Raw genomic sequence first — 22880 nt, 5'->3', positions numbered from 1 at the left:
CCCGCGCCCTCACCAGCCGGGCGGAAGCGATGCGCCGAGCGCCGCGAGAGGCCCGCGCGCCTTGATCCCCACCTCGGCGACCTCGGCGGCGGCATCCGATCGCCACGTGATCCCCCCGCCGGCGCCGACGTACGCACCGCCGGGGTGCACGACGATCGAGCGGATCACCATCGCCAGGTCGAGCGCGCCGTCGTCGCCGATCCACCCGAAGCACCCTGCGAAGACGCCTCGTGGCCCGTTCTCCAGCTCGTGCAGGATGGTCATCGCGGACAGTTTCGGCGCCCCCGTCATGCTGCCGGCGGGGAACGCGGCGTCGAGGAGGTCGCCGACCGTGACTCCGTCCGAGAGCGTGCCGGAGACGGTGCTCACCAGCTGGTGCACGGCCGGATAGGACTCGACCTCCAGCAGGCCGTCCACCCCGACGGAGCCGGCGTCGCACACGCGCGAGAGGTCGTTGCGCATGAGGTCGACGATCATGACGTTCTCCGCGCGCTCCTTCTCGTTCGTCCGCAGCTCCTCTGCCAGTGCGGCGTCGGTCGCCGCATCGGAGCCGCGCGGGCGCGTGCCCTTGATCGGCCGGGTGCGCACGATCCCCCGATCCACCTCGAGGAACCGCTCGGGGCTGGCGCTCGCGAGCGCCACGTCGCCCGAGCGGAGGAAGCCGCCGTGGTGTGCGGGCGTCGCCCCACGGAGGCGCCGGTAGGTCACGAGCGGGTCGACGGATGCCTCGACCTCGAACCGCGTCGTGAGGCACAGCTGGTAGGCGTCGCCCTCGCGGATCGAACCGCGGCAGCGCTCGATGAGTTCGGCGTACTCCTCGGCGGTGTGCCGCGGATGCGCCACGGTCGGCGATGCGGGATCCGGCACCGGCACGGAGTCGGCGGTGAGCGCGGTCGCAGCGCGGGCGAGCTTCTCGGCGGCGGACGCCGGACCGATCGCCCACGCGCGGCGCGCGGCATGGTCGAACGCCAGGAAGGTCTCGACACGGAGCCACTGCTCCGACGGCAGCCGGGCGTCGAGGCGTGCCGGCGCCCCTGCGCGCTGCGCGGCTTCGTCGTAGCCGAGCCATCCGACCCACCCGCCGCGGAACCGACCGGCCTCCCACGCGGTCCTGCTCTCGGCGGCGCAGATGAGGGCGCGCACCGAACCGGCGTCGGGCTCGGGGGTCCCGGCACCCACCCAGCTCCAGCCGCGGTCGGCGTCGGGGCCGGCGTCCAGCCAGAAGGCGTGTGCGTCGTCCGCGTGCAGTCCTGAGAAGGCGGATGCCGGATCCACCCATCCCGTCAGCTCGACGGCGATGGGCGGCTCCGACATGTTCCCAGGCTAGACGGCGGGCGCGCGTTCTAGGCTCGGGGCGTGAACGAGTTCCTGACGTGGCTGCTCGACGCCGTCCAGAGCGTCGATCCGATCGTCCGGACGCTGCTCGCCGGCTTCGCGATCATGCTCGAGACGAGCGTGCTCATCGGGCTCGTCGTGCCGGGCGACACCGTCGTGATCGTCGCGGCCACCGCGGTCGCCTCACCGCTCGAAGGCGTGCTGCTCGGCGTCGCAGTCGTCGTCGGCGCCGTGATCGGCGAGAGCATCGGGTTCTGGCTCGGACGCTTCCTCGGCCCGAAGATCCAGCACTCCTGGCTCGGGCGCAAGATCGGCGACGAGAACTGGGCGCGGTCGGAGCGCTACCTCCTGCGGCGAGGCGGGCCGGCCATCTTCATCTCGCGCTTCCTGCCCGTGCTCCATTCGCTGGTCCCGCTCACAGTCGGCATGAGCGGCTACCCGTACCGGCGATTCCTCGCCTGGACGATCCCCGCCTGCGTCATCTGGGCGACTCTCTACATCTCGGTCGCCGCCGTGGCCGCCGGCACCTACCGGCAGCTCGCCGACCAGCTGCACTACGCCGGCTACATCTTCGTCGGCATCATCGCGGTGTTCCTCGCGCTGGTGTTCGTGACGAAGAAGATCATCGAGCGCGCCGAGCGCAAGCACCTCGACCACGGGCACGAGCAGGACCCCTCCCGTGCAGGTCTCATCGAGGAGGACGTGGAAGACTGAGGGGATGCCCGCGACAGCGACGACCCCCCGCACCAAGGTGCTGTGGTTCGCCCGACTCGAGTACCGCTTCCACTCCTGGCGCGAGCGCCGTGCCCGCGGGCGCGGGCAGACTCCGACGGTGACGCCGTTCCCGGGCTACGCCGGACCGGAATGGGTGCGCGTGCTCGGCCGTGTCATGATCGTGCCCCCGGTGAAGCAGACCGAGTCGGGCGAGTACGCGAGCGTGCGCGGCTGGCGCAGCTTCGTGGCCGTGCCCATCGGCTACGCGCAGGTCACCGTCACGATCGCGGGCGTCGACCACGACGTCGTCGCCGATCGGGGCGGGGTGATCGACGTGAAGCTGCCGGCGACCCTCGAGCCCGGCTGGCAGACGTTCACGATGTCGGTGGAGGGCGGCGAGCCCGTCGAGACCCGCGCCTTCGTGGTCGCCCCGGACGTCGCCTTCGGCGTGGTGTCGGACGTCGACGACACGGTGATGGTCACCGCACTCCCCCGTCCGCTGCTCGCGGCGTGGAACTCGTTCGTCGTGGACGAGCACGCGCGCCAGCCCGTGCCGGGCATGGCCGTCCTCATGGAGCGTGTCGTGCGCGACAACCCCGGCGCACCCGTCGTCTATCTCTCCACCGGCGCCTGGAACATCGCCCCGACGCTCATGCGTTTCCTCCGCCGCCATCTGTTCCCGCCCGGGGCGCTCCTCCTCACGGACTGGGGCCCGACGCACGACCGCTGGTTCCGCAGCGGGAAGGCGCACAAGCTCTCCAATCTCCGCCGCCTCGCCCAGGAGTTCCCCCATGTCCGCTGGCTGCTGATCGGCGATGACGGCCAGCACGACGACGAGCTCTACACCACCTTCACGGCGGAGCATCCGCATAGTGTCGTGGGGGTCGCCATCCGGCGTCTGTCGCCCGCGGAGGCGGTGCTCGCCGGCGGGCGCACGGCGGTCAACGACCACTCGGCCGCGTCGGTCCCCTGGGTCTCCGAGTCGGACGGGGCGGGCCTCCTCGAGCGCCTGGAGCAGGTCGGCGTCGTCGCGAACTGACGTCGGGGGCCGCGCGTAGGCTGGCCGTATGTGCGGACGCTTCGTGGTGGCCAGTGCCGGATCCGAGCTCGTCGGCGTGCTCCGGGTCGACGTCGAGGGAGACGATCTTCCAGAGCCCTCGTACAACGTCGCGCCGACCGCGCAGGTGGCGATCGTGCTCGACTCGCTCAAGGAGGAGCTGCCGACTCGGCGGCTCGAGAGCGCCCGCTGGGGACTCGTGCCGGGCTGGGCGAAAGACCCGAAGATCGGGGCACGCGCGTTCAACGCCCGCTCGGAGGAGCTCGAAGAGAAGCCGATGTTCCGCACGGCGCTCGAGAAGCGAAGGGCCGTGGTCCCGACCTCGGGATACTACGAGTGGAAGACCGTCGACGGCGTGAAGACGCCGCACTACATCCATCCGGCCGACGACTCCCCGCTTCTGATGGCGGGACTGTACGAGTGGTGGCGCGACAAGTCCAAGGCAGACGACGATCCCGCGCGCTGGCTGCTGAGCTTCACGATCCTCACGCGCGACGCGGTCGGCCACCTGGGCTCGATCCACGATCGGATGCCGCTGTTCCTCGACGCCGATCACGCCGACGCGTGGCTCGATCCCACCACCGACAACGTCCGCGATGTCCTCGACGCGGCGATCGATGCCGCCCCGGCGCTGGCCGAGACGCTCGACGACCACGTCGTGTCGAAGGCAGTCGGCAACGTCCGCAACAACTCCCCCGAACTCATCGAGCCGATCGACGCGTGAGGTCCCGGCTCCCGGCGTGCGTCGAGGAGCCCCGCGTATCCTCGAACGGTGACGATCGCCCCACCCTGCTCCGCCGTGCTCGGCGCCGCGGAGTGGCATGCCCTCGAAGACGCGCACGCCTCGCGCGCGGATGCCCTCACCGCCGGTCATCGTGCACGCGCGGCGCGCGGGGAGCGGCATCCGGTCGAGGACTTCCTCTTCACGTACTACTCGTACAAGCCGTCCGTCCTGCGCCGGTGGCACCCCGGTTCGGGCGTCGAGCTGGCCGACGCCTCCGGCACCGCACGCGCCGAGTGGCGCTGGTACGGACCCGGCGACGCGCCGTCGTCGCTGGCGGTCGACGGCGCCGCGCTGCGTGCGGAGCGCGGTGCGCTCATCGTCAACATCGGCCGCATCCTGCGTGCGACGGCCGGGCGAGCAGGCAGCTTCGGATGCTTCGGCCTCCACGAGTGGGCGATGGTCTACCGTGAACGCGGCCACCGTCACGCAGCCCCACTGCGACTCGGACAGGAGGCCACCGACGCGGTCGTCGAGGCCCACGACCTGCGCTGCACCCACTTCGACGCCTTCCGGTTCTTCACTCCCGAGGCAGTGCCGTTGAATCGAGACGCGCCCTCGCGGGAGCGACAGGCCGAGCTCGAGCAGCCCGGCTGCCTCCACGCCGGCATGGACCTCTACAAGTGGGCGGTCAAGCTCGGTCCGCTCGTGCCGGGTGACCTGCTGCTCGACACGTTCGAACTCGCGCGCGACATCCGCACCCTCGACATGAGGGCGTCGCCGTACGACCTCCTCGAGTGGGGCTACGAGCCCGTCGCCATCGAGACAGCCGACGGCAAGGCCGATTACGTCCGCGCTCAGCGCGGTTTCGCCGAGCGGGGGCAGGCACTCCGCTCGCGACTGCTCGATGCCGTCGACCGGGGCTGAGTCACTCCACGGGTACGCAGTCGCCGCATGGGACGAGCCCTCGGCCCGCGGCCGCCTGCCCGAGCCTCAGAGCCATCACCCGCGTCGCCGCCTCGCGAAGCCTCTCCTCGGGCAGCACCCCGGACTCGACCGCGGCCGCGATCCCGTCGACGATGCGCGGGGCGCTGTCGGCCGTGGTGTACATCACCGCCAGTACCAGATCGTTCCCCGCGACGATCGCCTCGACGGCGTTCGCCACCGGATCGGCGTAGGCGGGCACTCCGGATGCCTCGAGCATTCCGAGGTCGTCGGTGACCGCGACGCCCTCGAACCCCATCTCCTGGCGCGCGATGCGGTGCCATTCGGGCGAGAGACTCGCCGGTTTCGCGTCTACCGCGGTGTACGCGAGGTGCCCGAACATGAGCAGCGGCGCTCCGGCGTCGATCCCCGACTGGAACGGAATCCCGTCGGCGGCACTCCACTGCTCCTTGGTCATCGCCGTGGACGGGATGCTCGCGTGCGAGTCGCCTGGGGCGGCGCCGTGGCCGGGGAAGTGCTTCAGCGTCGACAGCGCCGCCGTGTGCTCCCCCGCCACCGCGGCGGCGACCCGCTCGGCGGCGCCGGTCGGTGACGTCCCGAGCGCACGCCGGTAGATGAACGACGAGGGATCGGCGGTCTCGTCCGCGACGATCCCGAAGTTCACCCCGATACCGGCTCGCTGCACCAGCCCCGCCCTGCCGGCGAAGGCGTCCTGCGCTTCGGCAGGCGGGGCGGACTTCAACTCGATCGCGGACGGAAAAGCATCCCACGTCAGCCGAGACACGTCGCCGCCCTCCTGATCGACGGCGATGACGGGCGGCAGGTCCGGGTCGGTCGTGAGCGCAGCGGTGACCGCACGGAGTCCTCTCTCGTCGGCGGGGATGTTGGCGCCCATGAGGATGAACCCGCCGATTCCGGTGGACTCCATGTAGGACTCGAGCGCCGCGGGCTCGGTGGTCGGGATGTGCCCCATCACCACGGACGCGGCGGCCTCCCTCGTCGACATCGCCTCGACGCGGCGGACAGCGGACTGCTCGAGGTCGGATGCGGTGGCGGGCACGATCCGCACGGATCCCGTCACGTTCGGCGAGGGCGCGGCATCCGCCCACGATCCGTTCGGAAGCCCGAACGCCAGCGTCCCGGCGACCATGACCCCCACAGCGGTCACTCGCACTCCGGCTCTCACACCATCAGCCTAGGTGCGGCGGCTCGAACCGGGCCGGGTATCACCGCACCCCGCAGCGCTCTCCTGTGTGGCAGAACCGTCGAGGAGGCCTCCCATGGGCACCAACTACTCCGGAATCAAGCGTCTGGCCGGCGAAGACCCTGTCGCCGGCCGGCGCTGCGCCGAACGGCTCCTGGCCATGCGGCAGACGCTCCGCCCTCTTCGCGAGCGACGGGACGACGCGCGTCTGCTGCTCGCGACCTGGAACATCCGCGACTTCGACTCCGGGAAGTTCGGCATGGGGCCACGCCTTCCGGAGAGCTTCTACTACATCGCCGAGATGCTCGCGAGCTTCGACCTCGTCGCCGTGCAGGAGGTGAGCCGCGACCTGTCGCCGCTGCACAGGGTGCTCGACATCCTGGGGCCGGACTGGGACTTCATCGCCACGGACATCACCGAGGGGCGCAGCGGCAACGGCGAGCGAATGGCGTTCCTGTTCAATCGGGACCGCGTGCGGTTCCGCAACATCGCCGGAGAGATCGTCCTCCCGGAAGGACAGCTCGTGGTCGGCAACGCCGGTGCCGGCGCGGGCGGCGCACCCGGCGGGCTGCAGTTCGCCCGCAGTCCCTTCCTGGTCTCCTTCGCCTCCGGATGGTTCAAGTTCTCGCTGTGCACCGTGCACATCTACTTCGGCGAGGACAGCGGGGAGCTGCTGGCGCGACGCATCGCCGAGATCGACCGGCTCGCGGCCTTCCTTGCGAAGCGCCAGGATGACGCGCCGAAGCCGGCCGGAGGCGGAGTCGGCAACGTCGAGAACGTGATCGCGCTCGGGGACTTCAACGTGGTCAGCCCCGAGCACGGCACCATGCAGGCGCTGCTCCGGCACGGGTTCGAGGTGCCCGCCGCCATCGACGGGTCGCGCATCGCGGATCGCGACCACTACTACGACCAGATCGCGACGCGCGTCAGGGACGATCGGTTCGAGGTCACGGCCGGCGGAATCGAGAAGCCGTTCGCCGACGTCTTCCGCGAAGAGGACTTGGAGGCCTACCGCCCGCACTTCGCGCACACGATCCCGGATGGAGCGGATGAAGCGGGGGTGCGCACGGCCTACCGGAAGTGGCGCACATGGCAGATGAGCGACCACTCACCGCTGTGGGTGGAGATCCGCACCGACTTCTCCGACGAGTACCTCCGGCCGATAGCCGGGCAGTGAGCCTCAGTGCCGGGCGACGATGGCCGCGGCATCCGTCCCCTTCGGGAGCGCGCCGTATTGTGCGCTGCGATCGTCACCCAGTCGTGCGGCGATGAACGCCTCGGCGTCGACAGACGGCGCGTGGCGGAGCATGAGTGACGCCTGGAACGCGAGCGCGAGCGATTCGGTCAGCCGCCGCGCCTGCGTCTGCGCCTCCTCCGGTTCGGCGCCGTGGAGTCCGCGCAGCAGGCTCAGCGCGCGCTCGACGTGCGCATCCAATGCGGACGAGGCCCCGGTCGTGGTCGCGAGCTCGTCGGCGAAGGCGGTACCGGAGCCGGGGTCGCGCGTGAGCGCGCGGAGCACGTCCAGTGCGATCACGTTGCCCGAGCCCTCCCAGATCGCCATGACGGGCTGCTCGCGGTAGCGCCGCGCGAGCGGGAACGCCTCGGTGTATCCATTGCCGCCGAGGCACTCGACGGCCTCGTAGGCGTGATGGGGACCGCGCTTGCACACCCAGTACTTCGCGACCGGCGTCGCGAGCCGGCGGAGGGCCACGTCGCGGTCGGATGCCTCCGCCTCGAACAGCTGCGCGAGACGCAGTCCGGTGAGCATCGCCGCCTCGGACTCCAGCGCGAGATCGGCGAGGACCGCCGTCATCGCCGGCTGATCGACCAGAGGCGCGCCGAACGCCCGCCGATCCCGCGCATGCCACACCGCCTCGGCCACGGACTGCCGCATGCCTGCCGCCGTGCCGAGGACGCAGTCCAGACGTGTGCGCTGGACCATCTCGATGATCGTCCGCACGCCTCGCCCGGGCTCGCCGAGCACGAAGCCGATCGTCCCGTCGAACTCGACCTCGGCGGAGGCGTTGGCTCGGTTGCCGAGCTTGTCCTTGAGCCGCTGAAGGCGGAAGACGTTCCGCATGCCGTGCGGCAGCATCCGCGGCACGAAGAGGCAGGACAGGCCTTCCTCCGTCGAGCCGCGGCGAGTGTGCGCGAGGACCAGGAACCCGTCCGACATCGGCGCCGAGCAGAACCACTTGTGACCGGTGAGCTGATAGGCGTGTCCGCCCATCGACGTGCCGACCGTGGTTCCTGCCCGGACGTCGGAGCCGCCCTGCTTCTCGGTCATCGCCATGCCGATCAGTGCGCTCGGCTTCGCCTCCGGGGTCAGGCGCGGTTCGTACACGCGCGAATAGAGCCGGGGCAGCCAGTCCTGGGCGACCCAGGGAGAGTCGAGGATCGACGCCACCGCCGCGTGCGTCATCGACACCGGGCACGCATGCCCGGGCTCGACCTGGGCGAACAGCATGAAGGTGGCGGCGCGCGCGACGTGCGCACCCGGACGTGGATCAGCCCACGCCGACGTGTGCGCGCCGTGCGCCAACGCCGCGGAGATCACCCGATGATAGGACGGGTCGTACTCGACCTCGTCGAGCCGGAACCCCCAGCGGTCATGCGTGTGCAGCACCGGCGTGTGCACGTTCGCCAGCTCGGCGTCGCGCTGGAAGCCGGCCGAGCCCACCAGCGCACCGGCATCGCGAAGAGCGACGTCGGCCCAGCCTGCGCCGAAGGCGTCCACCGCGGACACCAGCGGCGCGTTGGAGCCGTACTCGTCGACGTCGACCCGCCACGGCGGCTGGTTCTCGACGTAGTGCGTGGCCGCGCCGATCACCCGCTGGCCACGCGAGAACGAGGTCATGTGCATTCCGTGTCCGTCGCGAACGCGAGCGCCCACTGCTCCTCGAACGTCAGAGGCGCCCTGGTGATGATGTCGTGGACGAACTCGAGCTTGTGGCGCACCGGACCGACGATCGTGAAGGGATACAGATCGCCGAAGCCCATCGCGCGATTGATGCGGTTGAACCCCTGGGACATCCACTCCCAGTCGCTCAGCAGCCGCTGGATGGGCTCCTCGCGGTAGGACTCGAGCGGGACCACGTCGGTGTCGCGGAGGTTCGTCACCGACGAATCGAGATGGATGCCGAGCACCGCCGCCGTTTGCAGGGTTCCCGTGATGTGGAGGTAGTGGGCGAAGGTCTCGGCGAAGTCCTCCCAGGGGTGCATGGTCGCGTACTCGGAGATGAAGCCCTCATGCCAGTCCGCGGGCGCTCCGAGCTTGTAGTGGCGCGAGAGCGCGTCGCGGTAGCTCGTCCGCTCGTCTCCGAAGAGCGCCCGGCAGCGCGCCCACAAGGCATCGTCTGTCAGGAGGACGTTCTGGTAGTAGTGGCCGACCTCGTGGCGGAGGTGGCCGAGCATCGTGCGGTACGGCTCGCCCAGGCGGACGCGCAGAGCTTCGCGGCGGTCGTCGAGGCTCTCGGCGAGATCGATCGTGATGATGCCGTTGGCGTGGCCGATCGTGACCGGCTTCCCGTCCGACAGGCTCGAGATGAGGTCGAAGCCGAGCCCGCCCGCTTTGACGTCCCACGGGACGATCGGCACGCCGAGGTCGCCGAGCTGGAGCAGGAGCCGTCGCTTTGCCTCCTCGGTCTTGGCGAGCTTCTCGAGGGCGACCGTGTCGTCGGCGTCCGGCCGACGTCGTGTGAGACGGCAGGAGAAGCACCGTCCCGCAGGGGCGTCCTCGCGCACGAGCCAGTTGCACGCCCACTCGCGGTTCGAGCACGTGTACCAGGTCTTGTCGTCGATCACGACGCTACCGTGACGCACGCCGTGGAACTCGCGCGTGACGATGTGGAACGCCAGCTCGGCCTCGCAGTTCGGACACGTCAGCGTGTCGAGGTAGACGAAGTGGCGGCAGTGCGGGCAGCGGGGCTGAGAGCTCACGGTCTCACCGTAGCGCCCGCGCACCGCGCACGGAGGCCCCCGCGATCATGTCGCCGGAGCGAGTTCGATCCTCAGGAGCAGGTCGTCCTCTGCGCGTGGTTCGCCGCGGCCGTCAGTGTTGTTGGTGAGCACCCAGAGCGCGTCTGCGGGGACGGCCACGACGTCGCGGAGGCGCCCTTGCTCCCCTGTCAGGAGTGCGACGGGTTCGCCACGGAGCGCCCCGTGGGCGGTGTCGACCGCCCACAGCCGTTCGCCGCGGAGGCCCGCGACGAAGACCGTGTCACCGTGCGCGGCGATCCCGCTCGGGCTTGCCGCGTCGGTCGTCCACGACACGACCGGGTCGAGCATCCCGTCCCTCCCCGCCTCGCCCTCGACGAGCGGCCAGCCGTAGTTGCCCCCCGCCTCGATCCGGTTCAGCTCGTCCCAGGTGTTCTGGCCGAACTCGCTCGCCCACATCGTTCCGTCCGCCGTCCACGCGATCCCCTGCACGTTGCGATGGCCCATCGACCAGACCGGGCTCCGCCACGGATTGCCCGGGGCAGCGGTCCCGTCGGCGGTCAGGCGCAGGATCTTGCCGCCGAGCGACTCCCGGTCCTGCGCGCCGTCGCCCTGCTGCGCATCGCCCGTCGTGACGTAGAGGAAGCCGTCGGGGCCGAACGCGATCCGCCCTCCGTTGTGCGTGCTCGCGCGGGGAATGCCGTCGAAGACGACCTCGGCCTCGCCCAGTGCGAGCGACCCCGGGTCGCCGAGCAGCGGCATCCGCACCACTCGGTTGTCGTCCTGCGCGCCGTGATAGGCGTAGAGCCACGGCCCGTCAGGGGCATCGTAGAGGGCGAGACCGTGCAGCCCCGACTCTCCGCCCGACACGACTCCGGGTACAGTTCCGGCGTCGCGGAGGGTACCGGCCGGGGTGAGTTCGACGACGACGCCGTCATCGCGCTGTGAGATGAGCGCGCCCCCGTCGGCCAGCGGCACGACCGACCACGGGGCGGCGAGACCTGCCGCGAGTGTCTGCGGCTCTCCGTCCATGCGCCACCACCCGGACGCAGGCGCCGGTTGGGTGGACGGAGCCGGCGTCGGGGTGGTCATCGACGGCATCGACCCCGACGGCTCCGCCGCCGCGCACGCCGAGCACACGACCATCGCGGCGGCGAGGCATCCCGCCGCCGCCCAGCGCCGCACTCGTGTCATGCCGATGCTGCAGCCGCCTCGATCGCGGCGATGTCGATCCGGTGCATCGTCAGCATGGCCTGCACGGACCGGTGCGCGGTCTCCGGGTCGGGGTGGCGGATGAGCTCGATGAGGCGGTCGGGGATGATCTGCCACGACAGCCCCCAGCGGTCCTTGAGCCAGCCGCACGGCTGCTCCTGGCCGCCATCGGCGATCAGGGCGTCCCAGTAGCGGTCCACCTCGTCTTGGCCGTCGCACGAGACGTAGATCGAGACCGCTTCGGTGAAGGGGAACTGCGGTCCGGCATCCATCGCGTAGTAATCGCGACCCGACAGACGGAAGTGCGCGTGCATGACCTTGCCGCCCATGCCGGGCACCTCGTCCGGGTATCGCCCCATCGAGACGATGGACGAGTCGGGGATGAGCTCGGTGTAGAACGTGATCGCGGACTCGGCGTCGTCGTCGAACCACAGGAACGGGGTCACATCGGTCATCGGACCGCCTCCTCGGGTGTGAATCCCAGGTTCGCCCCTCACGGGGCCGGGGTCAACGCCTTGACGCGGCCGATGCCGAAATGCAGGAAGCCCCCGAGACTTCGGGGGCTTTCCTTGCGATGGTGGACCTGAGGGGACTCGAACCCCTGACCCCCTGCATGCCATGCAGGTGCGCTACCAGCTGCGCCACAGGCCCTTGTTTCGCTGCCCCGTCGGGGCAACTCGACAAGCTTACAACACCGTGCGGGGTGGTTCGAACCACCGCCGCTATTCGGCGGACGCCGCCGCGGGGAGCTCGACGGGGACCACCGGGCAGTCCTTCCAGAGGCGCTCGAGGCCGTAGTACATGCGCTCCTCCTCGTGGAACACGTGGACGACGAGATCGCCGAAGTCGAGCAGCACCCAGCGGGACTCCTGACGCCCCTCGCGACGCAGTCGCTTGTGGCCGTGCTCGAGGAGCCGGTCCTCGATCTCGTCGGCGATCGCGGCGACGTTGCGCTCGCTGCGACCCGTGACGAGGAGGAAGATGTCGACCAGCGGGAGCGGCTCCGACACGTCCAGGGCGACGAGGTCTTCGCCGCCCTTCGAGTCGGCGGCGGCCGCCGCGATCTGCAGCATGTCGCGCGATTGAGCGGATGCGGTCATCAGAACACTCCGTTCACGAAGGCGAGGATCAGCACGCCGACCAGCGCGAGCGCGAGCGCCCCCGCGGTGATGGCGAGCGAGAGCATGAGCTTGCTGCCCTTTTCGGGCACGGGAGGCCGAATGACCTCGCCGGCGGTCTTGACCGTGCTGATCGCTGCGCTGGCCGCGATCGGCGTGGGCGACGAGTGCGCGGGCAGTTCGCCGTCGACGAGGGTGGCGTCGACCTCCTTGCCATCGGCAGTGCCGTAGGCGTGACCCGTCGAGCCGAGGCCCTCGGGAAGGTTCAGGGTGCCCGTGATGAGCACCTCGCCGGTCGCGCTGAGCGGTGCGACGATCGGGGCGGCGTCCGGTGCCTGCGACAGGATCAGCGCGTTCGGCATGGAGACGGAGCCCGTGGTGCGCGAGAGGAGCTGGTCGAACGAGGCGGGCAGGTCGGCCTGCTCCGGCTCGCCCATGAGGAGCCCGGCGCCCAGGAGCGGGCTGACGACGCGGTCCTTCTGCGTGTCGTCTGCCTCGACGTCCGCCTCGGCCTCGTCCTCCTCGGGGAGGATCTCCGACCATGGTGAGAACGGCGTCTCGAGCTCGGCGGCCGGCGCGGCAGGCGCGGGGGCGGCGACGACCGGCGCCGGCGCAGTGGCCAGCCCGAAGAGATCGTGCATGCCGCTGTTCAGGCTCACCGGCTCGGTGCGGGTCAATGCAGGTGCCTCAGTGACGAGCGTGGGCATCGGCGCCGACACCGAAGCGGCATGGGCGGCAGCGACCTCGGGCGTGATGACGGGGACGGATGCCGTGCGGATGCGCTCCTGCTGACGCGCCTGGCGTCGTGTGAGAGGCGACGCCCCCAGGTCGACCGACGAGTCGGCGACCGGAGCCGGCGGCACGATGACCGGGTTCGCCGGACGCGGAAGGGGTGCGACACCCACGGGCGCGGCCTGCACCGGCGCGTGCGCGGGCGGCGGAGTCGGCGTGACGATGGGCGCCATGACGGTCGCCGGCGGCGCCGCGGGCGCGGGGGCCGGTGCGGCGTCTTCGGGCGTGATGACGGGGTTCGACCCGGTGTTTCGGATCTCGCGCATCTGCTTGCGCGTCAGCGGTTGGTTCGCCGGCTGCTCGGGTGTGCTCATTCCTTGCTCCGGTAGAGATGGTGCTTCGCAATGTATTGGACGACCCCGTCCGGGACGAGGTACCACACGGGGTGTCCTTGTCCGACGCGATCACGGCAGTCCGTGGACGAGATGGCGAGAGCGGGTATCTCGAGCTGACTCACGTCTTCACTGGGCAGACCGTCCGTGCTCAGCACGTGTCCGGGGCGGGAGACCGCGACGAAATGCGCGAGGTCCCATAACTCATCATGGTCCCTCCAACTGAGAATTTGCGCTATGGCGTCCGCGCCGGTGATGAAATACAGCTCGGCGTCGGGGCGCTGCGCCTTCAGATCGCGCAGCGTGTCGATGGTGTACGTCGGTCCGGAGCGGTCGATGTCGACCCGGCTGACGGTGAATCGGGGATTGGACGCCGTGGCGATGACGGTCATCAGATACCGATGCTCGCTCGGCGAGACGCCCGCCTTCTGCCAGGGCTCCCCCGTGGGAACGAAGACGACCTCGTCGAGATCGAACCACTGGGCGACCTCGCTCGCGGCTACCAGGTGACCGTGATGGATGGGATCGAACGTCCCACCCATGACCCCGATCCTCGGGGCGGCCGTCACCGACATGCAGTCGGCCTAGTGGCCGTGCCCCGTGTGGTGGACGTCGTTGGCGTGCGCGCGCGCATAGGCCTCCGCCTTCTGCGAGTGGCGGTTCGCGACGTTGCGGTACGAGAGTGTGACGATCGCGAGGGCGGCGAACACGCAGATCGCGACGATCCCGTAGCCGACGGTCTCGAGTGCGACGTTGCCGTGATGCTCGGATTCTGCCGCAGCGAGGGCGACGATCGTGGCGATGGTCATTCGGGCTCCGTTCGGGTTCGCCTGGGTCAGGCTTTCTCTCAGTTTAGGCGGTCACGCGCGGACTTGTCCGCCGCCCCGCGCCAGCCACTTCGTGCTGGTCAGCTCGGTGAGGCCCATCGGGCCGCGGGCGTGCAGCTTCTGGGTCGAGATGCCGACCTCTGCACCGAAGCCGAACTCGCCGCCGTCGGTGAAGCGCGTCGAGGCGTTCGCCATGACGACGGCCGAGTCCACCTCGGCGAGGAAGCGCTCGGCGTTCGCGTCGTCCTGCGTGATGATCGACTCGGTGTGGTGCGTCGAGTAGCGACGGATGTGCTCGAGCGCACCGTCGAGGTCGTCGACGACCCGCATCGAGATGTCGAGGCTCAGGTATTCGGTCGCCCAGTCCGCCTCGGTCGCCGGCACGACGTCCGAGGCGAGCGACGCGACGGCGTCGTCGCCGTGCACGGCGACCCCGGCTTCGCGGAGTGCGGCGACCACGGGCGGAACCAGACGGGGAGCGGCACCCTTCAGGACGAGCACCGTCTCGACCGAGTTGCACACGCTCGGCCGCTGGGTCTTCGCGTTGACGACGATGTCGCGGGCCCACTCGAGCGGAGCGGACTCGTCGAGAACGATGTGCACGACGCCGGCACCGGTCTCGATCACGGGGACGGAGGATTCGGTGACGACGGTCTCGATGAGCTGGGCGCTCCCCCGCGGCACGAGCACGTCGACGACGCCCCGGGCGTGCATGAGCTCACGGGCGCCCTCGCGACCGAACTCGTCGACCGTCTGGATGGCCTCGGGGTCGATGCCGCGCGCCTCCAGCGCGTCGCGCATCGCGCCGACGAGTGCGGCATTCGTCCGCTCGGCCGCCGATCCGCCCCGAAGCACGACGGCGTTCCCCGAGCGCAGCGCCAGCGAGGCGATGTCGACGGTCACGTTGGGTCGGGCCTCGTAGATCGAGCCGACCACGCCGAACGGGACGGAGACCTTCGTGAGCGCGACGCCGTTCGCGAGGATGCGCTCGTCGAGCACGCGCCCGACGGGATCGGGGAGTTCTGCGATGTCGCGCACGGCCGAGGCGAGCGCGGCCACGCGCGGCTCGTCGAGGCGGAGTCGGTCCTGCAGCGCCACCGACAGCCCCGTGGCGCGTCCGCGCTCGAGATCCTGCGCGTTCGCCGCGACGATGTCGGCCGCGGACGCCACGATGGCCTCGGCGATGCCCCGGAGCGCGTCGCTCTTGGCGGCATCGGAGAGCAGTGCGATGCTGCGCGACGCCTCCTTGGCGAGCAGCATCCGATCGCGGGCGGTCGTGGCCGTGATGGTCATCAGCCCAGCTTATCGACGGCCGTCCGCACCGGACCCGTCGCAGCGGGCGCGGTCGGCTCGGGATTCGGCTGGAACCACGTCCCGATGTCGGCTCCCGAGAGGGCTTCGCCCACGAGGTCGGCGCTCGTGACGAGCACCCCGATCCCGGATGCCGCGGCCAGCCGCGCCGCCGAGACCTTGGTCGCCGCACCGCCCGTGCCGACGCTGTTGACGACGACCGAGCCGAACTCGAAGCCGTGAAGGTCGTCGCCGTACGCGACGCGCGGTATCGGCAGAGCCCCCGGCTCGTCCGGCGGGCGGGTGTAGAGGCATTCGATGTCGCTCAGCAGGACGAGCGCGTCTGCACCGATGAGCTGAGCAACGAGTGCGGCGAGCCGGTCGTTGTCGCCGAAGCGGATCTCGTGCGTGGCCACGGTGTCGTTCTCGTTCACGATCGGGAGGATCCGAAGACCGAGAAGCCGCTCCATGGCCCGCCTGGCGTTGGAACGGTGCGTCGGGTTCTCGAGGTCGCCGGCGGTGAGCAGCACCTGCCCGGCGACGATGCGGAACGGGCGCAGCGCCGCCTGGTAGCGATAGATGAGCACGTTCTGCCCCACGGCTGCCGCGGCCTGCTGTGTCGCGAGGTCGCTCGGGCGCTCGTCGAGCAGCAGGAAGGGCATCCCCGTCGCGATCGCTCCCGACGACACGAGGACGACTTCGGTGCCGCGCGCGTGCGCGGCAGCCAGCGCGTCGACGATCGGAGCGATCTTCTCGGCGTTGTCTCCGCTGATCGACGACGAGCCGACCTTGACGACCACCCGACGCGCCGAGGAGAGGCCGTCGCGCTCGAGCGTCACTCGTCGCCCTCCGCGCTCCAGTCCGCCTTCGCGAGCCGTTCTGCTTCGAGTTCGGCGCGGGCCGCGGCCTTGGCGTCCATCATGTCGTGGTACCGCTCGCGACGTTCGGACGTCGTGCGACGGCTGCTCTGCAGCAGTCGCGGGTCGGTGCCGCGCGGTGCCGTCGCGAGCTCCGCCGCGGACTTCAGCGACGGCTCCCAGTCGAAGACGATGCCGTCGCCCTCGCCGATGACGACCGTCGCGCCGGGCGTGGCGCCCGCGCGGAACAGCTCGTCCTCGACGCCGAGCTTCTCGAGACGGTCCGCGAGGTATCCCACGGCCTCCTCGTTCTGGAAGTCCGTCTGCTGGACCCAGCGCACGGGCTTCTCGCCGAGAATGCGGTAGAGGTTGCCGTAGGTGCCGCCTTCGACGCGGACCCAGAACTCCTTCTGGGATCCTCGGGGTCGGATGACGATCTTCTCGGCCGCCGGAGTCTTGGCGAGCTCGACGCGATGCGCTGCGACGATATCGCCGAGCGCGAAGCTCAGCTGGCGCAGCCCCTCGTGGCTGACGGTCGAGATCTCGAACACGCGGAGGCCGCGGGCCTCGAGCTCAGGGCGCACGAGTTCGGCGAGCTCCTTCGCCTCGGGGACGTCGACCTTGTTCAGGGCGACGAGTTGCGGGCGCTCGAGAAGGGGGATCTGGCCGTCCGGCACCGGGTAGGCGGCGAGCTCGGCCAGGATCACGTCGAGATCGGTGAGCGGGTCGCGGCCGGGGTCGAGCGTCGCGCAGTCGAGGACGTGGACGAGCGCGGTGCAGCGCTCGACGTGGCGGAGGAACTCGAGTCCGAGCCCCTTGCCTTCGCTGGCGCCCTCGATGAGTCCGGGGACGTCGGCCACGGTGAAGCGTGTCTCACCCGCCTGGACGACGCCGAGGTTCGGGTGCAGTGTCGTGAACGGGTAGTCCGCGATCTTGGGTCGCGCGGCGGAGACGGCCGCGATCAGGCTCGACTTGCCGGCTGACGGGAAGCCGACGAGCGCGACGTCGGCGACCGTCTTGAGCTCCAGGAGCACGTCTCCGGTCCAGCCGGGAGTGCCGAGCAGCGCGAAGCCGGGCGCCTTGCGCTTGGGGTTCGACAGGGCTGCGTTGCCGAGACCGCCGATGCCGCCGGGGGCCACGACGAAGCGCATGCCGGGCTCGATCATGTCGACGAGGAGCTCGCCCGAGGCATCCTTCACCACGGTGCCCACGGGCACGGGGAGCTCGAGGGACTCCCCCGCATAGCCGGCGCGGTGATCGCCCATGCCGAACCCGCCGTTACCACCCGAGCGGTGCGGCGAGTGGTGGTACGACAGGAGTGTGGTGACCTGCGGGTCCGCGATGAGCACGATGTCGCCGCCGTGTCCGCCGTTGCCGCCGTCGGGGCCGGCGAGCGGCTTGAACTTCTCGCGGCGCACCGAGACGCAGCCGTTGCCGCCCTTGCCGGCACTCAGATGCAGCGTGACACGATCGACGAATGTGACCATGCGGTCCCCCTCACGGAGCTGTCTGGGTCAGACCCAGAGTAAAGGGAAAGGGGCGAGCCGAAGCCCGCCCCTTTCTCGAGAATGTGTGTGCTCCGGGGATTACTCCGCGGCCGCCACGATGTTGACGACCTTGCGGCCGCCCTTCTGGCCGAACTCGACCGCGCCGGGGGCGAGGGCGAACAGCGTGTCGTCGCCACCGCGGCCGACGTTCGCACCGGGGTGGAAGTGCGTGCCGCGCTGGCGGACGATGATCTCGCCGGCGAGGACCTTCTGGCCGCCGAAGCGCTTCACGCCCAGTCGCTGAGCGTTGGAGTCACGACCGTTACGGGTGGAGCTTGCGCCCTTTTTGTGTGCCATCTCTGCGTCTCTTCCTGGACTTACTTGATGCCGGTGACCTTGACGCGCGTGAGGTCCTGACGGTGCCCCTGGCGCTTCTTGTAACCGGTCTTGTTCTTGAACTTCTGGATCACGATCTTCGGGCCGCGCTCCTCGCCGAGCACCTCGGCCGTGACGGTCACCTTCGCGAGCTTGTCGGCGTCGGTCGTGACAGCGTCGCCGTCCACGAGCAGGACGGCCGGCAGCTGAATCTTGTCGCCGATCTTCGCGGCCTGACGGTCGAGGACGACGATCGTGCCGACCTCCACCTTCTCCTGCCGGCCACCGGCGCGCACTACTGCGTAAACCACTTCACACCTGTTTCTACTGGATGGGAGCGCACGGCTCCGGTTGTCTTTGCGAGACTCTGCTCTTGCGAGAAGAGGAAGTCCTGGTGCGGGAGCGACGGCTCCAGCCGGCTGCTGAGCCTGTCGAGCATCGCCATCATCCTGCGAAACGGGACGCACCAAAGGACTACTTTACCGGATGCCGCGACCAACGGCAAAAGCGCGGAGCGCCGTGTCACGCCAATCGGCTGTGAATATGATCACGGGGTGGCGATCCTCATCGACGATCCGCGCTGGCCGGCGCACGGGCGACTCTGGGCGCACCTCGTGAGCGACCGGGATCTCGACGAGCTCCACGCCTTCGCCGCCGCCAACGGAATCCCCCGCCGCGGCTTCGACCGCGACCATTACGACGTGCCCGACGAGGCTCACGGCCGGCTCGTCGCGGCCGGCGCGGAGCACGTGAACGGCCACGAGCTGGTCCGCCGGCTCATCGCATCGGGCCTGCGGGTGACCGCACGCGAGCGTCGCGCCGACCGCTGACCGGACGGTCGGACGGTCGGCGCGACGCCGTGCGTTCAGTCCTCGGAGGGCGCGTGCGACACCGGGGTGCCGGTCAGGGCTGCCGTGGTCACGCGACGGCGCGAACGGCCCTGTCCCGGCGCCTTCGGCTCCGGCAGGGCGCTCAGCACCGAGTCGAGGAGGAGATCCTTCTCGGTTCGGGGCGCCTTGGCCTTGGTCGAAGCCTCGCGCTTCTTGCGCGGCTTCTTCGCGCGCTCGACGGGCGCCTCTGCGACGACGGGCTCCTCGACGGGGGCTTCGTCGTGCTGGTGGATGGTGGATGCCGCGATCTGCGCGAGCGCGGACTTCACGCCCTCCGTGATGACGTGGGTGCCGTTGGACGCGCCGCCCGCACTCTGCTGCGGTGCACCGCCGCCTCCGCGGGGTCGGCGCCCCGACGGGGCTCCGCCCGATGTCTGCGGACCGCGGTGCTTCACCACGGGGTCGTGGTGGACGACCACGCCCCGACCGGCGCAGACCTCGCACGGCTCGCTGAAGGTCTCGAGGAGGCCGAGGCCGAGCTTCTTGCGCGTCATCTGCACGAGGCCGAGCGAGGTGACCTCGGCGACCTGGTGTTTGGTGCGGTCGCGGCTCAGGCACTCGACCAGCCGGCGCAGCACGAGGTCTCGGTTCGACTCGAGCACCATGTCGATGAAGTCGACGACGATGATCCCGCCGATGTCGCGGAGCCGGAGCTGACGGACGATCTCCTCGGCGGCCTCGAGGTTGTTCTTGGTGACGGTCTCCTCGAGGTTTCCGCCCGAGCCGACGAACTTGCCCGTGTTGACGTCGACGACGGTCATGGCCTCGGTGCGGTCGATGACGAGCGAGCCGCCGGACGGGAGCCAGACCTTGCGGTCGAGCGCCTTCTCGATCTGCTCGGTCACCCGGAACTCGTCGAACGGATCGCGGTCGCCTTCGTACGCGATGACGCGCTCCAGGAGGTCGGGCGCGACGCTCTCGACGTACTTGGTGATCGTCTGGTGCGCGTCCTCGCCCTGGATGAGCATGCGCGTGAAGTCCTCGTTGAAGACGTCGCGGACGATCTTCACGAGCAGATCCGGCTCGGAGTGCAGGAGCGCGGGGGCCTGGATCGTCTGGACCTGCTGGCTGACGTGCTCCCACTGGGTGGTGAGGCGCTGGACGTCACGCGTGAGCTGGTCTTCGGTGGCGCCCTCGGCGGCGGTGCGCACGATCACGCCCGACGACTCCGGGAGCACCTCCTTGAGGATCTTCTTGAGCCGCGCACGCTCGGTGTCGGGGAGCTTGCGGGAGATGCCGTTCATGGCGCCGCCCGGCACGTAGACCAGGTAGCGGCCCGGGAGCGAGATCTGGCTCGTGAGCCGGGCGCCCTTGTGGCCGACCGGATCCTTGGTGACCTGCACGAGGACCTTGTCGCCGGACTTCAGCGCGAGCTCGATGCGGCGCGGCTGGTTGCCCGTCTCGACGGCGTCCCAGTCGACCTCGCCGGAGTACAGCACGGCATTGCGGCCGCGGCCGATGTCGACGAAGGCGGCCTCCATGCTCGGAAGGACGTTCTGCACACGGCCGAGGTAGACGTTGCCGATGAGCGAGGCGTCCTGGTTGCGGGCGACATAGTGCTCGACGAGCACGTTGTCCTCGAGCACGGCGATCTGGATGCGGCCGTTCTTCGAGCGGACGATCATGACGCGGTCGACGGCCTCGCGGCGGGCGAGGAACTCGGCCTCGGTGACCACGGCACGGCGGCGCCCGGCCTCGCGGCCGTCGCGACGACGCTGCTTCTTGGCCTCGAGACGCGTCGAGCCCTTGATGCGCTGAGGCTCGGTGATGAGCTCGACGGCGCGCTGCCGCGGCTGCGACGGCTCCGCCGGAGCGGATGCCTCGTCGCGGCCCTCTCCCCCGCGGCGCCGGCTGCGGCGACGCGAGGAGCCGGACCCGGATGCCTGCTCGGGCTCGGCCTCGCGCTCGTCCTCGACGGGCGCCGGCAGCACGATGACCTCGGGCGCGTAGAAGTGGAGCTCCGTCGACACGGCGGAGACGAAGACCTCGGGCAGCAGCCCGAGAGCGACGGCGGTGACCGGCTTGTCGGGCTCGGGCTCGGACGGCGTCACCGGCTCGGGAGTCGTGGAGACATCGTCGGATCCGTCGACCGACACGGGGTCGACCGCGTCGACCGGCTCCGCGACGGGTGTGTCCTCACCGGGTCCCGACTGCTCGTCGTCGGTGGGCTGCGAGGGCTGCTCCGGCTCCACCGCGTCGGGAGCTGCTCCCTCTTCGGTCGCCTCGACGGACTCGAGCACGGCGTCGGTCTCGACCTCGGCAGGGGTCGGCACCTCCACCGCGGCGTCGTCCGCCACAGTGTCGTCCGCTAGCGGGGCATCCGATTCGTCGCGGGGGTTGAATTCTGAATCTGTTCCATCGGCCATCACTGGCTTACTCCCTGCGGGTCGGCACCGCGCGCCGCCCGGCGTAATCTCTTGCGGTGCCGCACCTGCGGTGCCGCGAACTCACTCGGTCTGCAGCGGGATCCCGGCTCATGCGGCGGGAGCTCGCGCTGCCAAGGGCATTCGTCGCCCTGAAGTCTTCTGGTGATGCGCGTCGCGGCGCGGCCGCAGCACATCGACAGCCATTATCGCACTTTCCCCCGCCGATTGCTCGCCGGCGCCACGCCGGGCATTTGCCACGGCCCGCTCCCAGGCATCCTCGGCCCCGCCGATGTCATAATCCGAGGCATGCCGCTGCAGCAGACGCACACCCGCCCGAAGGCTCTGGCCGTCTGGCTCATCATCGCCGGCGTGATCGGCTGGTGGGCGGCCTTCCAGCTCACGGTCGAGAAGTTCCACCTGCTCGCCGATCCCGATGCCATCGCGTCGTGCGACCTCAGTCCGCTGGTGCAGTGCACCGAGAACCTCGACTCGTGGCAGGGCAGCGTGTTCGGCTTCCCGAACCCCATCCTCGGCCTCACCGGGTGGGTCGCACCGATCGTCGTCGGCGTCGCCATCCTCGCTGGTGCTCGGTTCGCCCGCTGGTTCTGGTGGCTCTTCGAGGTCGGGATGCTGTTCGCGTTCTGCTTCGTGATCTGGCTGATCAGCCAGAGCATCTTCGAGCTCGGCACACTGTGCCCGTGGTGCATGGTGACGTGGGTCGTGACCATCCCGACGTTCTACGCGGTGACCCTGCACCTCCTGCGCTCGGGCATCGTCCCCGTGCCCTCGGGCGTCCGGAAGGCGGCCGAGACGCTCATGGGATGGGTGCCGCTCCTCGCCGTGGTCAGCTACGCCATCGTCGCGATCATCGCCCAGGTCCAGCTGGACGCGCTCCAGCGGATCTTCCAGGGCTGACCGCGCGGCGCCGAGAACCAGGAAGGACGGATGCCGCGGCATCCGTCCTTCTCGGCTCCTCGCCGTGCTCGGGGCCGGCGAGATCGCGAATCAGCCGAACCAGATGCCGAGCTCGCGCGCGGCGGACTCGGGGCTGTCGGAACCATGGACGAGGTTCTGCTGCACCTTGAGGCCCCAATCGCGCCCGAAGTCGCCGCGGATCGTGCCCGGCGCCGCAGTGGTGGGGTCGGTCGTGCCGGCGAGCGAGCGGAAGCCCTCGATCACGCGGTTGCCGGCGAGGCGGATCGCCACCGACGGACCGGACATCATGAACTCGAGGAGCGGCTCGTAGAACGGCTTGCCCTCGTGCTCGGCGTAGTGCTTCTCGAGCGTGCCGCGGTCGGGCTCGACCAGGCGGATGTCGACGAGCGAGTAGCCCTTCGCCTCGACGCGGGCGAGGATCGCGCCCGTCAGGCCGCGGGCCACGCCGTCGGGCTTGACGAGGATGAGCGTCTCTTCGGTGGCCAT

General features: G+C 70.2%; 24 protein-coding genes and 1 tRNA gene. 7 read left to right on the top strand and 18 right to left on the bottom strand.

The window, feature by feature from the left end; translation table 11 throughout:
• Positions 1-9 precede the first annotated feature (9 nt).
• Complete coding sequence (gene pabB / locus EER34_RS11220; RefSeq protein ID WP_127474847.1) at positions 10-1314, bottom strand: aminodeoxychorismate synthase component I; 1305 nt, start codon at positions 1312-1314, stop codon at positions 10-12.
• Between the two features lie 42 nt (positions 1315-1356).
• Here pabB and EER34_RS11215 point away from each other — a divergent pair, with 42 nt between their 5' ends.
• From EER34_RS11215 to EER34_RS11200, 4 genes are read left to right on the top strand one after another with little or no spacing between them, the layout of a single operon-like run.
• A complete protein-coding gene (locus tag EER34_RS11215; RefSeq protein WP_127474845.1) occupies positions 1357-2049 on the top strand; it encodes a DedA family protein in 693 nt (230 codons plus the stop codon).
• A gap of 4 nt (positions 2050-2053) precedes the next feature.
• On the top strand, positions 2054-3088 hold the full coding sequence (locus EER34_RS11210; RefSeq protein WP_127474843.1) for an App1 family protein: 1035 nt from the start codon (positions 2054-2056) through the stop codon (positions 3086-3088).
• A 28-nt stretch (positions 3089-3116) separates the two neighbouring features.
• Positions 3117-3830, top strand: coding sequence for an SOS response-associated peptidase (locus tag EER34_RS11205; protein WP_127474841.1), 714 nt, complete (start codon positions 3117-3119; stop codon positions 3828-3830).
• Positions 3831-3878: 48 nt separating this feature from the next.
• The gene (locus EER34_RS11200; protein ID WP_420845975.1) at positions 3879-4754 is read left to right on the top strand and encodes a 3-methyladenine DNA glycosylase; all 876 of its coding nucleotides are present in this window, start codon (positions 3879-3881) and stop codon (positions 4752-4754) included.
• 1 nt (position 4755) lies between these two features.
• Here the strand turns inward: EER34_RS11200 and EER34_RS11195 are convergent, their stop codons facing one another.
• Positions 4756-5958 carry a glycoside hydrolase family 3 N-terminal domain-containing protein gene (locus EER34_RS11195; protein WP_240642288.1) on the bottom strand — a complete coding sequence of 401 codons (1203 nt, stop codon included), beginning with the start codon at positions 5956-5958 and terminating at the stop codon, positions 4756-4758.
• A 94-nt stretch (positions 5959-6052) separates the two neighbouring features.
• Here EER34_RS11195 and EER34_RS11190 point away from each other — a divergent pair, with 94 nt between their 5' ends.
• Positions 6053-7153 carry an endonuclease/exonuclease/phosphatase family protein gene (locus EER34_RS11190; RefSeq protein ID WP_127474839.1) on the top strand — a complete coding sequence of 367 codons (1101 nt, stop codon included), beginning with the start codon at positions 6053-6055 and terminating at the stop codon, positions 7151-7153.
• Between the two features lie 3 nt (positions 7154-7156).
• On the opposite strand, the gene EER34_RS11185 is transcribed toward EER34_RS11190, so the two are convergent.
• The 14 genes from EER34_RS11185 to rplU all read right to left on the bottom strand — a co-directional run bounded on the left by EER34_RS11185 (position 7157) and on the right by rplU (position 18513).
• Positions 7157-8833: an acyl-CoA dehydrogenase family protein gene (locus EER34_RS11185; protein WP_127474837.1), complete on the bottom strand. Its 1677-nt coding sequence runs from the start codon at positions 8831-8833 to the stop codon at positions 7157-7159.
• Positions 8830-9915, bottom strand: a complete 1086-nt coding sequence (locus EER34_RS11180; protein WP_127474835.1) for a zinc-binding metallopeptidase family protein — start codon at positions 9913-9915, stop codon at positions 8830-8832. Before EER34_RS11180 ends, EER34_RS11185 begins: the two co-directional genes overlap by 4 nt.
• 45 nt (positions 9916-9960) lie before the next feature.
• A complete protein-coding gene (locus EER34_RS11175) occupies positions 9961-11106 on the bottom strand; it encodes a PQQ-dependent sugar dehydrogenase (RefSeq protein ID WP_127474833.1) in 1146 nt (381 codons plus the stop codon).
• The gene (locus EER34_RS11170; protein WP_127474831.1) at positions 11103-11579 is read right to left on the bottom strand and encodes a VOC family protein; all 477 of its coding nucleotides are present in this window, start codon (positions 11577-11579) and stop codon (positions 11103-11105) included. Before EER34_RS11170 ends, EER34_RS11175 begins: the two co-directional genes overlap by 4 nt.
• A gap of 120 nt (positions 11580-11699) precedes the next feature.
• A tRNA-Ala gene (locus EER34_RS11165) sits at positions 11700-11775 on the bottom strand.
• Between the two features lie 71 nt (positions 11776-11846).
• Positions 11847-12224, bottom strand: a complete 378-nt coding sequence (gene rsfS, locus EER34_RS11160) for a ribosome silencing factor (protein WP_127474829.1) — start codon at positions 12222-12224, stop codon at positions 11847-11849.
• Positions 12224-13348: a hypothetical protein gene (locus EER34_RS11155; protein WP_127474827.1), complete on the bottom strand. Its 1125-nt coding sequence runs from the start codon at positions 13346-13348 to the stop codon at positions 12224-12226. Before EER34_RS11155 ends, rsfS begins: the two co-directional genes overlap by 1 nt.
• On the bottom strand, positions 13345-13941 hold the full coding sequence (nadD, locus tag EER34_RS11150; protein WP_127474825.1) for a nicotinate-nucleotide adenylyltransferase: 597 nt from the start codon (positions 13939-13941) through the stop codon (positions 13345-13347). The genes EER34_RS11155 and nadD overlap by 4 nt, the downstream gene beginning before the upstream one ends.
• 9 nt (positions 13942-13950) lie before the next feature.
• Positions 13951-14175: a hypothetical protein gene (locus EER34_RS11145; RefSeq protein WP_127474823.1), complete on the bottom strand. Its 225-nt coding sequence runs from the start codon at positions 14173-14175 to the stop codon at positions 13951-13953.
• A gap of 51 nt (positions 14176-14226) precedes the next feature.
• Complete coding sequence (locus EER34_RS11140) at positions 14227-15486, bottom strand: glutamate-5-semialdehyde dehydrogenase (RefSeq protein ID WP_127474821.1); 1260 nt, start codon at positions 15484-15486, stop codon at positions 14227-14229.
• Entirely contained in the window at positions 15486-16322 is an 837-nt protein-coding gene (proB, locus tag EER34_RS11135; protein ID WP_127474819.1) for a glutamate 5-kinase, read from the bottom strand. Before proB ends, EER34_RS11140 begins: the two co-directional genes overlap by 1 nt.
• Entirely contained in the window at positions 16319-17827 is a 1509-nt protein-coding gene (gene obgE, locus EER34_RS11130) for a GTPase ObgE (protein ID WP_127474817.1), read from the bottom strand. Before obgE ends, proB begins: the two co-directional genes overlap by 4 nt.
• A 99-nt stretch (positions 17828-17926) precedes the next feature.
• Positions 17927-18184 carry a 50S ribosomal protein L27 gene (rpmA, locus tag EER34_RS11125; protein WP_026059455.1) on the bottom strand — a complete coding sequence of 86 codons (258 nt, stop codon included), beginning with the start codon at positions 18182-18184 and terminating at the stop codon, positions 17927-17929.
• Positions 18185-18204: 20 nt separating this feature from the next.
• Positions 18205-18513, bottom strand: coding sequence for a 50S ribosomal protein L21 (rplU, locus tag EER34_RS11120; RefSeq protein WP_164743541.1), 309 nt, complete (start codon positions 18511-18513; stop codon positions 18205-18207).
• 243 nt (positions 18514-18756) lie between these two features.
• On the opposite strand from rplU, the gene EER34_RS11115 reads away from it, so the two are divergent.
• Entirely contained in the window at positions 18757-19032 is a 276-nt protein-coding gene (locus EER34_RS11115) for a DUF4031 domain-containing protein (RefSeq protein WP_127474815.1), read from the top strand.
• 35 nt (positions 19033-19067) lie between these two features.
• Here EER34_RS11115 and EER34_RS11110 read toward each other — a convergent pair whose 3' ends face one another.
• The gene (locus EER34_RS11110) at positions 19068-21458 is read right to left on the bottom strand and encodes an Rne/Rng family ribonuclease (RefSeq protein ID WP_127474813.1); all 2391 of its coding nucleotides are present in this window, start codon (positions 21456-21458) and stop codon (positions 19068-19070) included.
• Positions 21459-21764: 306 nt separating this feature from the next.
• On the opposite strand from EER34_RS11110, the gene EER34_RS11105 reads away from it, so the two are divergent.
• Positions 21765-22373 (top strand): vitamin K epoxide reductase family protein, encoded by a 609-nt coding sequence (locus EER34_RS11105; RefSeq protein WP_127474811.1) that lies wholly within the window; start codon positions 21765-21767, stop codon positions 22371-22373.
• Positions 22374-22463: 90 nt separating this feature from the next.
• On the opposite strand, the gene ndk is transcribed toward EER34_RS11105, so the two are convergent.
• Positions 22464-22880 carry a nucleoside-diphosphate kinase gene (gene ndk / locus EER34_RS11100; protein ID WP_127474809.1) on the bottom strand — a complete coding sequence of 139 codons (417 nt, stop codon included), beginning with the start codon at positions 22878-22880 and terminating at the stop codon, positions 22464-22466.

It is taken from the genome of Microbacterium sulfonylureivorans (genome assembly GCF_003999995.1).
GTDB lineage: Bacteria > Actinomycetota > Actinomycetes > Actinomycetales > Microbacteriaceae > Microbacterium > Microbacterium sulfonylureivorans.
The sequence above is the reverse complement of the archived record's forward strand: the minus strand, read 5'-3'. Positions and strand labels throughout refer to the sequence as shown.

Coding starts and splice junctions, on each gene's coding strand:
- pabB (WP_127474847.1), bottom strand. CDS start 1,314: ATGTCGGAGCCGCCCATCGCCGTCGAGCTGACGGGATGGGTGGATCCG.
- EER34_RS11210 (WP_127474843.1), top strand. CDS start 2,054: ATGCCCGCGACAGCGACGACCCCCCGCACCAAGGTGCTGTGGTTCGCC.
- EER34_RS11205 (WP_127474841.1), top strand. CDS start 3,117: ATGTGCGGACGCTTCGTGGTGGCCAGTGCCGGATCCGAGCTCGTCGGC.
- EER34_RS11190 (WP_127474839.1), top strand. CDS start 6,053: ATGGGCACCAACTACTCCGGAATCAAGCGTCTGGCCGGCGAAGACCCT.
- EER34_RS11185 (WP_127474837.1), bottom strand. CDS start 8,833: ATGACCTCGTTCTCGCGTGGCCAGCGGGTGATCGGCGCGGCCACGCAC.
- EER34_RS11175 (WP_127474833.1), bottom strand. CDS start 11,106: ATGACACGAGTGCGGCGCTGGGCGGCGGCGGGATGCCTCGCCGCCGCG.
- EER34_RS11170 (WP_127474831.1), bottom strand. CDS start 11,579: ATGACCGATGTGACCCCGTTCCTGTGGTTCGACGACGACGCCGAGTCC.
- rsfS (WP_127474829.1), bottom strand. CDS start 12,224: ATGACCGCATCCGCTCAATCGCGCGACATGCTGCAGATCGCGGCGGCC.
- EER34_RS11155 (WP_127474827.1), bottom strand. CDS start 13,348: ATGAGCACACCCGAGCAGCCGGCGAACCAACCGCTGACGCGCAAGCAG.
- nadD (WP_127474825.1), bottom strand. CDS start 13,941: ATGTCGGTGACGGCCGCCCCGAGGATCGGGGTCATGGGTGGGACGTTC.
- EER34_RS11145 (WP_127474823.1), bottom strand. CDS start 14,175: ATGACCATCGCCACGATCGTCGCCCTCGCTGCGGCAGAATCCGAGCAT.
- EER34_RS11140 (WP_127474821.1), bottom strand. CDS start 15,486: ATGACCATCACGGCCACGACCGCCCGCGATCGGATGCTGCTCGCCAAG.
- obgE (WP_127474817.1), bottom strand. CDS start 17,827: ATGGTCACATTCGTCGATCGTGTCACGCTGCATCTGAGTGCCGGCAAG.
- rpmA (WP_026059455.1), bottom strand. CDS start 18,184: ATGGCACACAAAAAGGGCGCAAGCTCCACCCGTAACGGTCGTGACTCC.
- EER34_RS11110 (WP_127474813.1), bottom strand. CDS start 21,458: ATGGCCGATGGAACAGATTCAGAATTCAACCCCCGCGACGAATCGGAT.
- EER34_RS11105 (WP_127474811.1), top strand. CDS start 21,765: ATGCCGCTGCAGCAGACGCACACCCGCCCGAAGGCTCTGGCCGTCTGG.
- ndk (WP_127474809.1), bottom strand. CDS start 22,880: ATGGCCACCGAAGAGACGCTCATCCTCGTCAAGCCCGACGGCGTGGCC.